Here is an 18,441-nt window from a genome sequence, read left to right on the forward strand (position 1 = left end):
GTTTATTTTGAAAATGAAAATGAATCAATTTGTAATTGATTGTTGGTTAATTGTTCTATAGTTAAATAAATATTTTCTTTTGAATTAAGTTTTTTTAAACTGATTGTTATATCCGAAAAATCATCAGTTTTTTCTTTTATTGTGATGGTTTTAAAACCTATTAATTCTCCTTTTAATGCATTTCTTAAAACTTTTACTGTAAACTTAGCCCCTTTATTACCTGAAACTTTTAATGTTAGTTCAGATTTCTTGGCTAAACCTTTAACATTGGTAAAATTCAGATAACTTTTGTTTGCATTGGTTTGAATTACAAAGCCACTATCTGTTTCTTTTTTCTCTATTCCTTCTGCTTTAAAATAATCTTCTGCTTCAATTTTTTTGTTTGCATTATAATTTGCTACTCCAACACCATCAACTCTTATCATAGCCATTTCTCCATTTTCTTTATAGTGGACATAACTTATAAAGGTATCTCTAAAATAACGATTTCCTGTTTGACTAATATCACAATACGTATAATACCATTGGTTGTTCCATTCAAAAAAGGACCCGTGTCTACCTTGTAAGAAACCATTTGGCCAAGTTGGTGCATCATACCCTTCTGCAAAACTTTCTTGTTTTATAACCGAATCTTTGTAATCATAAGGACCATATAAATTATCGGACATGGCGTAAAAACATCCCCAAGATAGATAATATTTACCATTGTATTTATGCATAAAAGGCTTATCGTCTGTTGGTTTTTCAAAATTTTTACCATCTTGATTGTAAGGCCCTCTTGGGTTATTTATGATAATTTTTCTTGGTTTTTCTGCTAAACTAATCATGTCATAATTCAGTTTTGCAATGTAATACTCCCAAACTCCGAAAATAATATAATGTTCACCATTCTCTTCAAAAATAGCCATATCATACTCATCTGTTGGTGTTAATTCTGAAGTTAATAGTGGTTTTCCTAAAGGATCTTTCCAAGGACCTACAGGAGAATTACCCACAACAACACCTGTTTGCTGATTTCCTTCAGAAAAATACCAGTAATATTTACCATTTCTATACGCAACATCTGTTGCCCAACATCTGGTAAAATCTTTACCTATATATGTGTTTTTTGGATTTAAAACGCTTCTTTTTATCCAATTTACTAAATCTGGTGAAGACCAAACCCACCAATCTTCCATAATAAACTTTTTGTTCTTAATAGATTTATCATGAGAAGCATACACATAAGCAGTATCGTTAAAAATATGAATATGAGGATCATTTAATCCTTTATTTGGCACAATTGGGTTTTGAGCAAAAGAATTCAAAAAACAGAATAATGACATAAAAATCAACACTTTAAAATGTATTTCATTACTCATAAACAGGCTATCTAAAGATATTTTATATTGTATAAATTGAATTAATAAAATTAAATTTTAAAATGAAAAAAGGTATCCTGTACTATAATGGTATTTATACTACAAGAAACCTTTACTTTTTCTTTTTCAAAAAACTTTACTATATCTCTATTTTTTCAATGTTTTTCCAATAACAAAATACATTCTACTTTCTTCTGGCACATCTCCATCGCTATTTCCTGCCATAATAATACTTTCTCCTTTTTTAGCTACTCTTTTAAAGAGCGACATTTTAACACCTCCTAGATTAACATCATCTCCTGTATCTATATAATCTTTAGTTAAAAATACAGGTCTTTTTACTCTGTCATCATGACCAACGTAAATAATCATATCTTTACCTGCAATAAATTGCAACTGGTCTCTTGCCCAATATTTTCCATCAGAATTTGGAACTCTTATATATTCTGAACCAACCAAATATCTAGGAATTACGGTATAATTATGCTCCATATCTGTATAAGTTTTCTTTCCCCAATGTACATTTTTTCTTAATGTAGCTTTTCCATTTCCTGTATAACTAAACTTGGTAAACAGGTCGCTTTTATTTACTCTAGCAGAATTGTAAGGTGCTGTTTTTGGTGTATGAATTGGTAAGGGTTCTTCTATATTTGAAGCTATGTTATACACTTGAGGAAGTAATGTAGACATTCCGTTTTCTATAGCTACAGGCTGTGAGGTTATGGTAATTGTATCCGATTTTAAACCATCATCTGTTGTTGCTGTAATGGTTACATCACCTGCTTGTAACATAGAACGAATTGCCACACGATTGATACCAGCTTCTGCGTCTAAAAACAAATTGTTTGTGGTGTTTGTTTTTCCACTATTGTAACCACCTCTCCAAATTCCAGGACCAGAAATGGTAAAATCTACTTTATTTCTTCCTAAAGGATGTCTGCTACCCTCTTTATCTACAATTTCAAAATCAACTAAAGCAATATCTGAACCATTAGCCAACCAACCTTTTGGACCAACAGTTGACGTTAATTTTATGGCAACTGGCTCTCCAACGGTTTTTTTAGTTTGAGTTACCAACAATTTGTCATTTAAATACCCTTCAACTTTAATTTCTCCTTCTTGGAATACAACATTAGGGAATTTATATAAATACCCATTGTCTGCTTTTTCATCTGTTCCAATTAATTTGTTATTAATATATAGTTTTACTTTTGTACAATTAGAAACTACATACATGGTTTTTTTAGTTCCTTTTTCGTAATTCCAATGTCCAATTACGTGAATTTGAGCTTCTGGTCTCCACATTGCTTTTGTAGCGTAAAAAGCTTCTTTTTTTAATCTTACAGCATCTACCTCGCCACTTGCTCTGGTAACTTCTGTAGGATTTCTACCTCCATGCGTACCATCCGTAAAAACCCAATTGGCACCTCCACTATGGTATGATTTTTTACCCATCTTATCCCACCAATCTTCTACTTGACGTACTGCAAATACCTCTGAACCGATTTTATAAACGTTTCTTGAAATGTTTGGATGTGTCCAAAAATTATCATCTGGTGTAAATTTATCCCAAACACGTCTTGCGCCTTCATCCCTTAAATATTCACTTTCTATTAGCGGCAAGTGAGCGTATTCTCTTTGCCAACCTTCTGTACCAATTTCAATTGAGATATAAGGTTCTGAATCTTCTTTTACATCTGCTCTTCTGTTCCCCATTAAACGTTTTCCATGAGGATCATAGGTTTTTATGATGTCTAAAATTTCTTTATAATGTGCCTCAGTTTCTGCCCAGTTACCACCTTCCCAAATAAAAATAGATGGATGATTACGATAATACACAATCATATCTCTAAAAGCAGCAATTCTAATATCCCAAGTTTCTCCTTCATCTTGAGATTCTCCGCTAACCCCTGGCATTAAGGTTACAAAACCATATTTGTCTCCCATAGCAATTTCTGCTGGAGAACCTGCACAATGCCCCCATCGTATAAAATTACCACCAGCTTCGTCCATTAAACGATACGTAAATTCTTTTAACCAATCTGGTTGTGCTGCTCCTAAACCTGCCCAACCTGCAGTAGGTTTTTGCCCCCAACCATGTAATTTTGCATACTCTCCATTGTTATGGAAGCCAGTATCTTTATCAAACTTAAAAGTTCTTATTCCTAAAGGTGTTGTGTACCTATCTAACTCTTTTTTACCTTCTTTTAAAGTAGTAACTACTTTGTACATGTATGGTTTACGTGTGTACCATAAGTTTGGTTTTTTTACTTTATTTTTTGTAGAAAAGGTAGCTTTTTCTCCTGCTTTTAAAACGGCTGTTTTTCTTTCGCAACTTACTTCTTTACCATTAGCATCAATTATTTTGGCTTCAAAAGTAATTTTTTTCTCTTCTGTTGATTCGTTAACAGTCTCTGCAGAAATATGAACGTCTGCTTTCTTTTTTGATATGTTTTCTGCATGAACATAGGTTCCAACAGTTTTTAAATTGTCGTACAAAGGCAAAGTAATATGAACAGGATTCATAACATGTAAAAAAACATTTCTATAAATTCCACCATGGTTTGGGTGCCAATGCTCATGATGCCAAACTAGAGGGAAGTTTTCTCTAAAATGTTCTCCTCTATCGTTGTTTACTTTTACTGCGATAATATTTTCTTGACCATCGAACTTTAAATGTTTAGAAATATCATATCCAAAAGGAATAAAACCAGTTTTATTGGTTCCTAAATATGTACCATTGATATACACATCTGCAATTTGACGAACCGACTCAAATTCGATATAAATCTTTTTACCTGCATCTGACTTTGGCAGTTTAAAATGTTTTCGATACCAAACTGTTCCTCTAAACTGATTTTTTTCTCCAATATGTTTTCCAATACTTAAATCGTCAAACGTATCTGTATCGTTAAACGTATGTGGCGTACTTATAGTAGACCAATTTGAATCATCATAATTTACCAATTGAGCGTTAGTTGGGTTTGCTTTGGTAAATTTCCAATCTGGATTAAAATTGTATTTTGTTCTGCTTTGTTGCGCATTTAGTTGCAACACAAAACATATAAATGCAAGTACAATTGTTGATTTTTTAATCATTTTTATTATTGAATTTTAAAAAGTTCTTTTGCTTTTTTAGCATTGAATTTATCTACGTTATAAAGAATAATATAATCTATACTAAATCGTTTTGATCTACCTGAGATGGTTAATGTATATTGCTCTCCTTTTTTTAGTCTGTAGACAAACTGGTTATACACATGTCTATCTTTTTCTGCTGTTGATGCCCAATGCCATTCTAATTCTTGTGTTTCATCATTACCATCTTGCAAAATTTTAATGTCTTTTTTTAAATCTTCCGTTTTTAATTGACTTGCAGACTCAAAATCTCCTGAAAGTCTAACAAAAGCATCATTGCACCAATCGCTTTTTACTCCTTCTAGTCTTTTGCTAGACATTAGCATTAATTGAAAATCTCCATCTTTTGGAGCTGTAAATTGATATTGTAAAGGTGAGTTAGGTTTACCTGTAATAGGTTTATTTCCCATAAATTCTAGATAACTGCTATTAGAAGCTCCTTTTACATAATTAGCATCCCCTTTTTTTACAAGTTGCCATTTTTGTAGGGTTGACTCGGTTTTTTCTGCTTCTAGAAAAATGTAATTATCAACATTTACTTGACTTTTTGGAAACTTATTGGATTTACAGCTAATAACTGTCAATAAAAATAATATGACTAGTCTATAATAATATTTCAAAATTCTATTTTTTAATTAAAAACGTAATACTCTTACAAGCAAAAGTAACTACTTAAAATTATTAGAATATCCTGTAGTGTTTGGTATTTTCGTTTAACATATAACTTGTTAAAAAAACCATTCCAACATAAGAAGGTACTGAACTTAGTTGAGATTTTTATGGATTTAAAATTACCTCTTTTTTACTAAAACTAACCAATCTTTTTCAACATCTGATGGTGGATTCCCCAAGTATACTTCTCCATTTCCTTTAATAGAAGTTACAGAGCCATTTTGTAGTGTTCCTCCAGTTCTTGGATTGTACCATTTTACTGAAAAGGTATTACTCGTATTTGCAAGATTCAGTTTTATGTTATTGGCATTGGCTTCAACATAGATTGCATATACGTTGTTTTCTTTAGCCAAACAATAGGCAACATCTTTAGAAATTATCAAGTCGTTTTTGGGTTCCATTTCCCAAAAAGGAATTTTCTCAAAAAACTGTAGTGCATATTTGTTTTGCTTCCAGAATAAATCTCGACTTCTAAAATCTTGACAGGTTAAATCGGAATTTGGACTTGCATAGCCAAAATACCATTCCACCCCAAAACCACCTGCAAATAAAGTTCCATACATGGCTCTCCCTCTTGCAAAATTGTGTTCTGGAGCTTCATCATCTGGTAATAAGGCTATTTTTGCTTTTCCAGGTTCATCAACAGCAATTGCCCATTTTTTTCCAGTTGCATTTGATTTTTTACGCCATTTTAACACCCTAGGGTTTACATCTATAAATTCAGGGTGACTTAACTGTAAAGATGCTCCTGTTAAAGGTGATTGATTTCCGATTAAATCTGCATATCTATCATCTTTATTCGGAAAAGTATGAATTACTAGATGACTTTTATAAGCATCTAAATTAGCAACGTAATTGGCTGCTTTGAGTACTTCTGGAATGGGTTGATTGTTTTCTTCACCTAAATTCCAGTTCATTGATAAATGATGCCCAAATCTCGCAATTAATTCTCTGTAATACAGTTTTCCTTCCACACCAAAAACACCTTTATCCATTAAATGATCGGTTTCTGTTTCATGCGTTTTAAAGTGCAAAAACATTCCTTTGGTTTCTGCGTATTCAAAAATACACTCCCATTGTGCTAGTTTAGAAATATCGAACCTGGTTTTATGAAACATAGTTTCCCAAGCTTCTTTATTTTTCTTTTTACTTGCATATTTTTCATATTCTGGAATAGATACTTTTAATAAGTGAGGAAACACATTTCTATCATCACCATCCACATTAAAGGTTAAAAAAGAAAACACATTTAGTCCTTCTTCAGCCAAATAGTTAATGGCTCCTAATAAATTTTTACCTTTTTTATTTTGCCATAAGTAAGGTGCTGCACTATCTTTAAAATCTTTGGCATGTGGTTGCCACCTTTTTTGAAATCCTAATGCATTGGTTGATAGATCTATGTCTGAATACGCCAATAAATTTTCGGGTGCATCTACTCCTAATTTTATAAAATATTTTTGAGTTTCTGCAAATTTTAAATAGGATTCTCCAACATATTCTAGTTTTCCTTTAGCTCTATTGTCTTTCCCTACTTTATCAGAATTACTTATTGTAAATGTTCCTGTTTGATTATCCATAAAACCAGCACTTTCAGCATCATTTATGTTATCTGCAACAGCAATATGTTTTCCTTTTTTAAAGGATGTAGTATACGCCCATTTACCAGTTTTATTAGGTGTAAAACGTACTTGCCAAATATTTCCTTTTGTACTACTTGTTTCAGCTGCATTACCATCTGCTGCAAAAAAACCAGGAATTACAAACTTTTCTGAACCGTTTGTAAAGGTAACCTCTAAACGATAGTTTAAAAATGGATTATTCTCATCCATTTCACTCGTTTCTGGGCCTTCAAAATTTAAAACGATTCTGTGCCATTTTTTAAGTTCTCCATCAATTTTTACCTCTTTTTGTGGAGTACAGGCATAAAAAATCACCATGAATAATATAAAAAATAAGTGCTTTACATTTTTATTCATAGTGTTTTTATTTTATTTATTTGTTTTTATTTTAAAATGATGCGTTTTATAAAAGTACTATTATTACTTGATTTTAGGCGCAGTAAGTAGATACCTTTTGCGTACCTAGAAAAGTCAAGTTGGTTTTTATTAATAATGCCTTGTTGTAAAGTTCTGCCTTGTACATTTATCAATTGATATTCTATATTTTTAATAGACGTATTTAATGTAAAAACACCATTACTTGGATTTGGATAAATACGAATATTATTTTTACTAAAACTACTTGTACTTAAAGCTGATTTTAAGAAAATTTCAATTTTATCTGGCTCACTAGAAAGAGATCGTTTTTGAGTTAATTTTATAGTATTTTCTCCTTGATTTAGGTTGATATTTTCGATTCTATTTTCACCATAAATATTCCAATCACCCGTTTTTACCACTAAGAAGTTGTTAAATAACTGATCATTAATTTCAACGTCCATAACAGAATCGTCTCTATTTCTAACAGCAACATGCAACACAACATCGTAATTACCTGCATCAGTAATATCAAATTTATATTCTAAAAATTGATTACTTGTAAATGAATCTATGTATTTTCCTCCTGAAGCTGCACTGTTTGTGCCAACAATAATATCATTGGAAGCTGTGGTAAAATCTTCTGCTTCTATAACTTTTATTAAACTTGCACTTGCATCTTCTATTTCAGATAAATTAAATTCTTGAAAATATAATGGGCGCTTATCACCTACACCAACAGTATTATTTCCTGTATCTTCCATCAAATACACATATAATTTATCATTATTCACAAAGGCATCAAAATGATTAAAACTTATGTTTTCTTGACCTGTATAGATTACTTGCCAATTATTCTCGCCTTCTAAAGTAGTTTTAATATTTATTTTTCCATTGATCAATTCTACCATAAACACATGGTTTTTGTAGCTATATATTTCTCCTCTTGTATCTGGATTAGGAATTAAACCACCTACATTTTTAGAAAAGTTAGCTTCAGTAGCTTTTTTGTAATAATGTACATTTCTATTATCTACTCTTTGTACAAAATGAATGGCTCCGTTTTCAGTAACCGTCCAAGCTGGATCTGATGATGATCTAGGGAATGTAGCTGTTCCGAAATCATCTCCAGGTTGCGCAATTTGTACTGGATCTGAGTTTGGGTTTATATTATTTTTTATGGGTAATGCTATTGGGTTATCGTTTACATTAAACCATTGGGTAGCTTGATTTTTAGGGATACCATTTGTATAAGCGTAATATAATCCACTATTTAACATATACCCATTACTTGTACTTGTATTGTTATTTGTAGAATATCTTATAGAGAATCCAGCATAAAATTTACCGTTTAAAAAACGTTCGCCTCCATACATATTATTTCTATTAGGTAGTGCTAAAGTACCTTCATGATATATCCAATTATTAGACCAAGAAGTACCATTGTAATGTGCTAGTAAAATATCTCCATTACCAGAACCGCCTTTTCTGTATCTTGCAATTAAACTACCATCATCAGCCCTATGAATCATGGGATATGTTAAACGTTCATAATTCTGCCCATTTTTAAGATATGTTCTTTTTGCATTAAAAATTTCTAAAGTAAACTCGTTATCAGGCACAAAAGCCATGTCTTTCTTAGACACAGAGTAGTTGAAAAATACAGTTGGTAAGGCACTTTTAGAGTATGCATGCATGTCGTAAATGATATGTATGGTGTTGTCTATAGTACTAATACCTATTGCAGCTGTATTGTGAGAATCTCCTCTAATTCCTGTTCCTTTAAAAAGTTCTCCACTTTGACCTACATGTTGATGAGGAAACTGAATGGTTACCCAAGGTGAGTTCTCTATAGTTAAATTTTTTCTGGACAACATTAAGTTTCGTTTGTCCATACCTCCTTTATACCAAGTAACAAATGCATATCCGTTGATAACATCTACACAATCTCCATGAGGTGTAATTCTTTTTCCGAACCTATAATTTACATCTCTCTCTCCAGCAAAAAATAAACCTCCTTCACCTTCTTCTGAAACTCTAGTAGCACTTTTTAACGTGGCTGATAATTTCTTTTGTGCTGTAATTGTATTCAAAGAACCAATCATTAGCAGATATAATATTATTTTTTTCATATGGGTGGAATTATGGTTTATTGAATTCGCTTTTAGATGTGTTTATTGACCAATAAAAGGCAGTTTCTAGCTGCCTTTTATTTATTTCTATTATATTTTAAAAAATTACAGTACTCATAAAATTTAAAAAGAATTAATTTTTAATTGAATGGTATGTTTACCTGGTGTTAATCTTACAATTTTAAATGCAGATGGAACACTTTTTCCATTATGGATAAACTCTTTTCCTTCTGAACCATTTAAAGAGAATTCTGCAACCATATTTCCTGGAATATCAATTTCATACGTTTGTAATCTTCTTCCATTATAGGTATATTTTGCTTTGATAGTTCCTCTTACAGTTGGTACTTCTATCTCGCTATTTTTTAAATTGCTCATTTGAGGTTTAATAGTAGCAATACCAAAACCTGGTGTTTTAGGTTTAATACCCCATAAACCTCTAGGAATTACATTTGCAGGAGCTGCACCCCAAGCGTGATTCCAGTCTAAGTTTATCTTATACTCGTAATCCCAAGCTTCTAAAGAGATTGTAGAACCTACACGAATCATATTATACCAGCTTCTTTTAGCTTTACTTGCTAACAATTTTAATGCATAATCTGCCTCACCTGCATTGTATAAACCGTCCATTAAAAATTGTGCTCCGTAAACACTACAAGCCATTCCTCTAGATTTTACAAAATCTACTACAGATTGGTAATGTTCTTCTGGAACCAAACCAAATGCTAAAGGCATCATGTTTGCATGTAAAGATGCATGGTCTGTTCCAATTCCGTCTACATAAATACCTTTTTCCTTATTAAACATTTGTTCGTTTACTGCTTTTTTAGCTTTTGCTGCTCTGTATTCAAAATCTAAAGCTTCTTCAGTTTTTCCTAATAATTTAGCAAACTCTGCCATAATTTTCATATTCTCGTAAAAGAAAGAGTTAATTACAGTACTGTAAGGTTTAAATACAAATCCATCACGTTCTCCTTTTGTTTTGCTACCTGCAAAGTTCTTAGAAGGCCAGTCTACAATATCAGTTAATGGTTTTCTATATCCATCAGGAAAACCTAACTTTCTCATAAATTCTGCATCAACTTTAGTTGATGTAATTAATCCATCTTCATTAGATAATTCGAATAAAGATTTGTGCTTTAAAGGCTCATAATAACGTTCTATCAACTCTGTATTTCCTGTATACATATAATCTGCATAGATTAATAAAGGAACGTGTTGTTGCCATTCTGTTGGCCACGTTGGATTTTTCATAAAATACTCAATGGTTCTTCTTGCCATTGCATATTCTCTGTCTGTTGTATAATGACTTAATTGATTTAAGTACGCATCTGCTTCATAGGGAATACGTTCTCTGTCTCCATCTACATACAATCCATTAAATGTAGTTGCTTTTATAGAGTATTTTGATAAATCCCAAACTTGATTTAAAACATCATTATTACTCTTAAAACTACTTGCCTGTTCATCCCAATAGGTATGAAAAGCCAATTGTGTAAAATCTTCTGCTTTTAATTCTCCTTCAAATCCTTCTATTTCTGCATATCTAAAAGGAACTAAAGTAGGAAAACCATCTGGCAAAGGAACTGCTTTGTTGGCTCTTGTATTTCTTTCATCTGATTGTACTTTTATCTGATATTGAGTCTTACCAGGTTTTACATCAACCTTTAATTCTTGGTAACGAATGTTACTTCTTTTTGGTACAACTCTGTTTACATTACCTTTATCATTTAACATTTCACCCACTCTAACAGTTATTGTGTGTGGTGATTTTGCTACATAATTAAAATTCATGGTTGCAAAAGCAGCTTTACCAAAGTCTATAAAATAAAAATCACCCCTTTTTTCAAACTTTTTAGGTTTTACTTTTGTAGTAATGTATTTATTTTCTGTGGATATGATATAACTATCACTTTTACCGGTTGTAAATTTTTGAACTTCAGAATAATCTACTAATCTGTTGGCTTCGTCCCAAATTCTAACTTTCCAAAAATAGGTTTTACCAATTTCTAGCGCATTTCCTTCAAATTCTACATCTGTAGATTTTGATGAAGCTACTCTTTTGCTATCCCAAATATCGCCATTATTGGCGTCGATAATTTCTTTGCTAGAAGCCACTAAAATTTGATAAGCTCCTTGGTATTTTGCACCTAGTGGAACTGTCCAACCAAATTCTGGTTTTAAATCGAAAATTTCTACCTCAGTTTCTGGTGCTCTTATTAACTCAACTGTTAAATCTGTTGGAGCTGCTCTAAAGTGATTTCCATTCTTTTTGATTAATTCATCTGTTTTAGCTCTTAAATTTGCTAAAACTTTTCTATATTTTCTTTTACCAACCAAGTTTTTAATTTCTTGTGGATCTTTTTCTAAATTGTAAAGTTCTTCAATTGTTTTATCATTTACATATCTAAAATATTTCCATTTTTTTGTACGAACACCTTCACTTGGAGGAATGTTGTCAAAATCCCAAATATGTTCGATTAAAATAGTATCTCTTTCAATAGATTTTTTCTCTTTTCTAACAATTGGCATTAAACTTTTACCTTGCCAAGATTCTGGTGCTTTTACACCCGCTAAATCTGCAATAGTTTTAGTTACATCAATATTTAATACCATATCATCAATATCTTGATGATTGTTTTCTCTAGGGTCAAAAACAATTAAAGGTACTCTTATAGAGTTATCATACATTAACCATTTTCCTGCAAACTGACGCTCTCCTAAAAAGTAACCATTATCACCCATTAAAATGATTACTGTGTTTTTATCTTGACCTGTTTCTTTTAGTTTGGTGCGTATTTTTTTGATTTCTAAATCGATTCCAGAAATCATTCTATAATAACCTTTTAAACTGTGTTGATATTTCTCTGGAGTATCATATCTCCAAGTCCAACGCAATCTATTAAAACCGTCTCTTACAATTTTTGGTTGTGCCAAGAAATACTTATCGTCTGCTAATTCTGGATCAGGAATTGTAGTACCTTCTAACATAGCATCTAAAGGTTCTTGCCAGAAATATTGTTTTGGAGCACCATCATGTGCGTGAGGAGCGCTAAAACTTAAAGACAAACAAAAAGGTTTATCTCCATTAGCATTTTTATCTAAAAAGTCTAATGCTTTTTGACCTGTATATCTTGTTAAATGTACAGTATCTTTACCTAAAGTTTTATAATAATATCCTCTTCTATCTTTAAAACGATTATTTCTATCATAAGATTCGTACTCATCAAATTGTTTGTCTAAATGATTATATCTTGTTCCATATTTACCATAGAAACCCGTATAATATCCGTTATCTTTCAACAATCTTGGATAAGATTCATCCATATATTCGTCTCTAACATTCCCTGTTTGAAAGTTAAAATTATGTGCTCTTTCATACAAACCTGTTAAAATACTTGTTCTACTTGCTGCACAAATTGGTGTGGTTACAATAGCAGAGTTAAAATAAGTACCTAATTCTGCCAATTTATCCATTTCTGGAGTTTGCACAAACTTATTCCCTGCATAACCTATAGCATCAAAACGCTGATCATCTGTTAAAATAAAGATGATATTTGGCTTATCTGAATCTGTTTTTTGTTGGGCATTAACTGAGAGCAAACCATTAAAAGCACAAAGTAATGCTAGTAAAAAACTGTTTTTAAACATATCTTAAATTGTTAAAGTATTATTTGTTTTAAGCTTCGTTTTTACAAAGCTTTATAAGTTCATAAAAATAAATCTTAAGTTACTGAATTGTATCCTGTCCTATCCTGAAAAAAATATTACCAATGATCTGTTCTAAATACAGAAATTGGTAAACCTGATTGTGTTTTAAGATTACTTTCGAAACAAGCTTTAAAACCATATCTAATTGCAACAGGATTTTTAACGTTTTCATGATGTAAAGTAATACTTTTTAGGTTTTTGTTGATGATTGCTTTTGCAGGATAAAAGATTTTGTCTTCTCCTGCTATTTCAAAACCTTTTATATTTTCTGAACTCAAAAAATAGTCTTTTTTTGAGAATTTAAAATTTACAATCGCTTTACCTTCTTTAAACTTTAACGATTTAAACGCAGCACTTTTAAAAATTAAATTCTTCTTATATTGGTTTGCTAATGCCCAATTTGCAAGTCGTTTTGCAACAATTTCCTTTTTTGCGGGATGAATATCGTTACAATCTCCAGCATCTGTAGTAATAACAACACCTGTATTTTTAATTTCTTGAGCAATTTGGAGTTGGGCTTCTCTAATTAAGTTGGGTTTAATTGCAGTACCTTTTTTGTATTTTGTATAATCGAAAGGTGCTATTTGTACAAAATAGAATGGAAGATTGTTATCTTTCCATTGTGTTCTCCAAGAACCAATTAAGTCTTTCATATAACTTTTGTATGGTTTTGGCTGAGTTCTATTAGACTCGCCTTGATACCAAAGAAATCCTTTTACTGTAAAGTTTTGAAAAGGATGTATCATTCCATTGTATAAAAAAGCAGGTTTTTTCTGCTTATTTTCCTCTCTGGGTAACTTATTAAAAAACGTAATGTTTTTGTATTTTAATAAAACTTTTTTTGGAATCCAACTTTCTATTCTTGTACCTCCCCAAGAAGACTCAATAATACCAATTGGCACATTTAATTTCTGATATAATTCTACTCCAAAAATATAGCCAATGGCACTAAATTTTCTTGCAGATTTCTCAGTAGATTCTTGCCATTTAGCGTTTACATCATCACTAGGTAAAACACTTGCGGTTCTTGGCACATTAAATAATCTAATATTTTTATTATTAGCAATATTGATATATTTCTGAGCATTTAAAACTTTAGATTTTCGTAAACCATTTAAAGGCATTTCCATATTAGATTGCCCTGAACAAAACCAAACCTCGCCAATTAAAATATTATTTAATATAATTGACGAAGTTCCTTTTATTGTAATCTTTTCTGGAGTAAATGAAGCTTTATTAGTTTTAATTGTTGTTTTCCAAATACCGTTTTTATCAGTTATAGCTTTAGCCTTACTTCCCCAACTTGTAGAAATTTTAATTGCTGTATTAGGAACATCATTACCCCAAATAGCGACTTTATCTTTTTGCTGTAACACCATATTATCTGCAAAGAAAGCAGGTAATTTTGTTTGAGCTTGTAGCGAAATTGTTACTAAAAAAAAACTAAAAAGATATTTGTTTAGCCATTTCATAAAATTAGTATATTATATTCTTATTCCACTTTACTATTTTATTATTATACATCGCATCTAATGCCATTTGAACACAAACTGCAGTTTTAGCTCCTGATGTAATATTAGACAAAGGTTCTTTGTTATTTATAATTGCTTTTTTAAAATCTAATAAAGCTTGATTACTTGGATCTAAATGTTCTATGTTAATATTATAACCTTTTGCTTTATCCCATTGAGCAGTGGCTCCACTAACCCCATCAACTTCGCCCATAACTTTATTTTTCTTTCCTTCAGGATAAAACCAAGCATCTTTAGGGTCAATAATTAAAGTGCCTTTATCACCTAAAACTTTTATTTGATAACCATCTTTTGCATTGCTCGTTAAACAAGAAAATTTTGCTTTTACTCCACTAGCATAAGAATAGGTAAGGTGCACATTATCATACGTTTCTCTTCCATCTTTCCAGTAATCAATACCTCCAACACCCATAACTTGTTCTGGTGTTTCACCTAATACCCAGTTTACAAAATCTATTTGATGAGAACACAATTCTGCAGTTAAACCACCAGAAAACTCTCTATACATTCTCCAGTTAATTGCTTTTTCAAGACTTGGATTTGGCACTTTTCTTCGCCAGTTTCCATGTCTGTTCCATTGACATTCAAAAGCGATAATATTGCCTACTTTTCCCTGGTGAATTAAATCTACAACGTGTGTATATAATCTAGAACTATGGTATTGATGACCAGTTTGGAAAATTGTATCAGATACCTTTGTTTTATTTATTAATTGCTGAATACCTTCATATCCTTTAGCCAATGTTTTTTCGCAATATACATGTTTACCAGCATCCAAAGCGTCAATTGCAATTTGAGAATGTGTGTTAAAAGGAGTAGCTACAATTACTGCATCAACATCTTTATTATCTAAAAGGGCTTTGTAGTTATTATATCCTTTTGCTTTGGTATTCGCTTTTTTAATTCCATTTTCTAATCGAAATGGAATTACATCTGATGCAGCAATAACATTAATACCTTCTATTTTGTTAATCAAAGAAGTTAAACCAGCACCTCTTTGTCCAGATCCTATAACTCCAATATTAATGGTATTATTAGGACTAAAGTTAAGTTTTGATACACTGCTAAAGAGAGCATTAGCGCTTAAAATACCAGCTGAAGCAAATCCTGCTTTTTTTATAAAGTTACGTCTTTTCAAATTTTAAATTTTAGGTTCCCAACCTGGTTCATAATTTCTAGACCAGAGTTTCATTGCATCTCTATCAAATATTTTACCAGAATTCTCATCAACATTAAAACCTTTGTTAATTCTATAAGAAATATTTGCATAATGGGTTAACATTTGAGAAACTGCACCTACTTCTATAGATGAAGTTAATTTTTCTTTACCTCTAATCGCATCAAAGAAATTAGTAACGTGTCTAGTAGTTAAATCTCCACCACCTCCTAAAGCAAGTCCACCTTCAGAACCACCAGATTTTTTTTCTCTAATTAGTTTTCCTTTTAGGTTATACAATTCGTAACCACCTCTATCTACAAAAACTAACCCTTTAGATCCATAAATAATAGTTCCTCTTCCTCTACCATATTTTTTATAGGCGTTTCTACTATCTCCATCCCACTGAATAATTCTATTATTACTAAATTTAAATGTTGCTTCCATTTGATCGTACATTTCCCAACCATCATCTTTAAATTGTCTTTTGCCTGCAATTACATCTACATATTCTGGATATTTTACATCTAACGCCCAACGTGCAATATCTAATTCGTGTGTTGCGTTGTTACCCATTTCTGCGGTTCCAAAATCCCATCCATACCAATGCCAATTATAGTTCCAAGTATCATGGGTATAGTCTTTTCTAGGAGATGGTCCTTGAAATAAATCCCAATTTAATCCTTCTGGTGGTGTAGCCTTAACAGGCATAGGAACTTTTCCTCTTCCATTTGTATAAAAGGCAACAGCCTTGTAAACTTCACCAATAACACCTTTATGGATATCTGCAATAATCTCTTGACTTTCTAGGGATGATCTTTGCTGATTCCCCATTTGTACAATTTTATTGTATTTTTTTTGGGCAGCAACCACCAATTCATTTTCATGTGGATTATGGCTACAGGGTTTTTCTAGATATACATGTTTGCCTGCTTGCATTGCCATGATTGCTCCTGGTGTATGCCAATGATCTGGAGTTGCCATAAAAATGGCATCTATTTTTTTATTATCAATAATTTTTCTAATATCTTCTTCAGATTTAACTTTATAATCTATCTTTTTTCCAACTTTTATTTGAGCTTTATCTAATTGACTTGGCATTACATCGCACAAATATTTTAAGCGAACGTTATTTTCTTTGGCTGCAATGCCATCTATAAAACCACCATAACGACGCCCTAAACCTTGTATGGCTAAATTTATTCTATCATTTGAGCCGATTATATTGTTATAACTTTTTGCAGACATTGCATTTGCTGAACCTACTAAACCAATTCCTGCAGCTGCAGTAGCTGTTTTTTTTATAAAATTTCTTCTAGATGTATTCATTATTTTTGCTTTTTAGTTTTAGGAACTTTAATTTTTATGTTTCTAAAAGACACCTTATCTCCATGATCTTGTAATAAAATTTGACCTTTTTCTAACACTCCAAAATTTGGCCATTTTGCGTATTTACTTTCAGCAACTAGTTTTAAGAATTCATCACTGCCACGTTCATATTCTAAAACTTTAACATCATTTAACCAGTGCTCTACGTGATTGTTTACAGATTTAATATAAGCTGTATTCCATTCACCTATTGGTTTTATAGGTTTTATTGGGTCTGCTTCAATTAAATCATACAAAGAACAAACGGTTCTACTTCCTTCATGAGAACCAAGTTTGGCATCTGGATGAAGTGCGTCGTCTAAAATTTGATATTCTAAACCTATAGAAGATCCTGGGCCTTTATTAAGCTCTGTATCTACATAATATTTAATTCCACTATTTGCGCCAGCAGTTAATTTAAAATCTACTGACAGTTCAAAATTGGTATACTCTTTTGTGGTTACAATATCTCCACCTGCAGTTGATTCAGCTCCTCCAGTATCTGCAACTATTAATTCTCCATTTTCAATAGACCATCCTTTTTCTGGGAACTTATCTAGTTTTGCTCCTCTCCAACCGTTAGTTGTTTTTCCATCCCAAAGCATTTTCCAACCTGATCTTTTTTCTTGATAAGTTAGCTTATTTTTAGTGATGATTGGTTTTAAGGGAGACTTTTTAGAATATTTCTCGAAGTCTGTGGTTAAAATTTTTATATTTTTCCACATCGTTTGTTTTCCTAATTTATCTTTGTGTTTGCCAATTCCGTGTACTTGTAATCCAATAAAACCTTTAGAAGTTTTGTCATCTATTAAATATGCTGCAGGAACTCCATTAATCCAAGTTTTAATAGTATCTCCAATGGCCTCTATTCTATAATGATTCCATTCGTTTTGTTTAAAAGCCTTTTGAGCTACAGTATTCTCTTTTAACGGATTTAACCATAATCTTCTTTTTTCATCATAGATTCCACCACTCCAAGCACGTTTAGATGGGTCTATTTCTACCTGGTAACCATGTACCATTCCGTCTCTATAATAAGGAAGCGAATTACTACGGATTTGAATACCTGAATTCATTACAGGATCTACTTTAAAATCTAGTTCTAAAATAAAATCTGTATAATTCTTATTTGTACACAAAAATGTGTTTGGTGTATTGGGTGCTGTTGTACCTATAATCGTGCCATTTTCATTTTTGTAGGTAGCCTCTCCTCCTTTTATATTCCAGCCATCTAGAGAACTACTATTTATGAGGTTTATCCATGGAACTTCTTCTTTTTGCGCTTTACACGAAATAAAACTATATGCTGTAAATGTGGCTATTAATAAAAAAGTGTATTTAAATGATTTCATATTATATATGGTTTGTTTATTAGATATTTAATTTTAACGAAAA

10 protein-coding genes are annotated in these 18,441 nt (G+C 31.6%); all 10 read right to left on the bottom strand.

Going from position 1 to position 18,441, the window contains the following annotated elements:
- Positions 1-2: 2 nt before the first annotated feature.
- Positions 3-1,361 carry a family 43 glycosylhydrolase gene (locus AC2D6T_RS06865; RefSeq protein WP_484680957.1) on the bottom strand — a complete coding sequence of 453 codons (1,359 nt, stop codon included), beginning with the start codon at positions 1,359-1,361 and terminating at the stop codon, positions 3-5.
- Between the two features lie 147 nt (positions 1,362-1,508).
- Positions 1,509-4,460 (bottom strand): glycoside hydrolase family 2 protein, encoded by a 2,952-nt coding sequence (locus AC2D6T_RS06870; RefSeq protein WP_484680958.1) that lies wholly within the window; start codon positions 4,458-4,460, stop codon positions 1,509-1,511.
- 5 nt (positions 4,461-4,465) lie between these two features.
- Positions 4,466-5,119, bottom strand: coding sequence for a hypothetical protein (locus tag AC2D6T_RS06875; RefSeq protein ID WP_484680959.1), 654 nt, complete (start codon positions 5,117-5,119; stop codon positions 4,466-4,468).
- 171 nt (positions 5,120-5,290) lie between these two features.
- Complete coding sequence (locus tag AC2D6T_RS06880) at positions 5,291-7,147, bottom strand: DUF5060 domain-containing protein (protein ID WP_484680960.1); 1,857 nt, start codon at positions 7,145-7,147, stop codon at positions 5,291-5,293.
- A 26-nt stretch (positions 7,148-7,173) separates the two neighbouring features.
- Positions 7,174-9,279: a BNR-4 repeat-containing protein gene (locus AC2D6T_RS06885; protein WP_484680961.1), complete on the bottom strand. Its 2,106-nt coding sequence runs from the start codon at positions 9,277-9,279 to the stop codon at positions 7,174-7,176.
- A 123-nt stretch (positions 9,280-9,402) separates the two neighbouring features.
- The gene (locus AC2D6T_RS06890) at positions 9,403-12,930 is read right to left on the bottom strand and encodes a family 78 glycoside hydrolase catalytic domain (RefSeq protein ID WP_484680962.1); all 3,528 of its coding nucleotides are present in this window, start codon (positions 12,928-12,930) and stop codon (positions 9,403-9,405) included.
- A gap of 116 nt (positions 12,931-13,046) precedes the next feature.
- Positions 13,047-14,462: a sialate O-acetylesterase gene (locus tag AC2D6T_RS06895; RefSeq protein ID WP_484680963.1), complete on the bottom strand. Its 1,416-nt coding sequence runs from the start codon at positions 14,460-14,462 to the stop codon at positions 13,047-13,049.
- 4 nt (positions 14,463-14,466) lie between these two features.
- Positions 14,467-15,660, bottom strand: coding sequence for a Gfo/Idh/MocA family protein (locus AC2D6T_RS06900; RefSeq protein WP_484680964.1), 1,194 nt, complete (start codon positions 15,658-15,660; stop codon positions 14,467-14,469).
- A gap of 3 nt (positions 15,661-15,663) precedes the next feature.
- Positions 15,664-17,007: a Gfo/Idh/MocA family protein gene (locus tag AC2D6T_RS06905; RefSeq protein WP_484680965.1), complete on the bottom strand. Its 1,344-nt coding sequence runs from the start codon at positions 17,005-17,007 to the stop codon at positions 15,664-15,666.
- Positions 17,007-18,398, bottom strand: coding sequence for a 3-keto-disaccharide hydrolase (locus tag AC2D6T_RS06910; protein WP_484680966.1), 1,392 nt, complete (start codon positions 18,396-18,398; stop codon positions 17,007-17,009). The genes AC2D6T_RS06905 and AC2D6T_RS06910 overlap by 1 nt, the downstream gene beginning before the upstream one ends.
- Positions 18,399-18,441 lie beyond the last annotated feature (43 nt).

The sequence above is a fragment of the Polaribacter sp. YIW18 genome (genome assembly GCF_057219325.1).

Coding starts and splice junctions, on each gene's coding strand:
- AC2D6T_RS06865 (WP_484680957.1), bottom strand. CDS start 1,361: ATGAGTAATGAAATACATTTTAAAGTGTTGATTTTTATGTCATTATTC.
- AC2D6T_RS06905 (WP_484680965.1), bottom strand. CDS start 17,007: ATGAATACATCTAGAAGAAATTTTATAAAAAAAACAGCTACTGCAGCT.
- AC2D6T_RS06895 (WP_484680963.1), bottom strand. CDS start 14,462: ATGAAATGGCTAAACAAATATCTTTTTAGTTTTTTTTTAGTAACAATT.
- AC2D6T_RS06890 (WP_484680962.1), bottom strand. CDS start 12,930: ATGTTTAAAAACAGTTTTTTACTAGCATTACTTTGTGCTTTTAATGGT.
- AC2D6T_RS06880 (WP_484680960.1), bottom strand. CDS start 7,147: ATGAATAAAAATGTAAAGCACTTATTTTTTATATTATTCATGGTGATT.
- AC2D6T_RS06885 (WP_484680961.1), bottom strand. CDS start 9,279: ATGAAAAAAATAATATTATATCTGCTAATGATTGGTTCTTTGAATACA.
- AC2D6T_RS06910 (WP_484680966.1), bottom strand. CDS start 18,398: ATGAAATCATTTAAATACACTTTTTTATTAATAGCCACATTTACAGCA.
- AC2D6T_RS06870 (WP_484680958.1), bottom strand. CDS start 4,460: ATGATTAAAAAATCAACAATTGTACTTGCATTTATATGTTTTGTGTTG.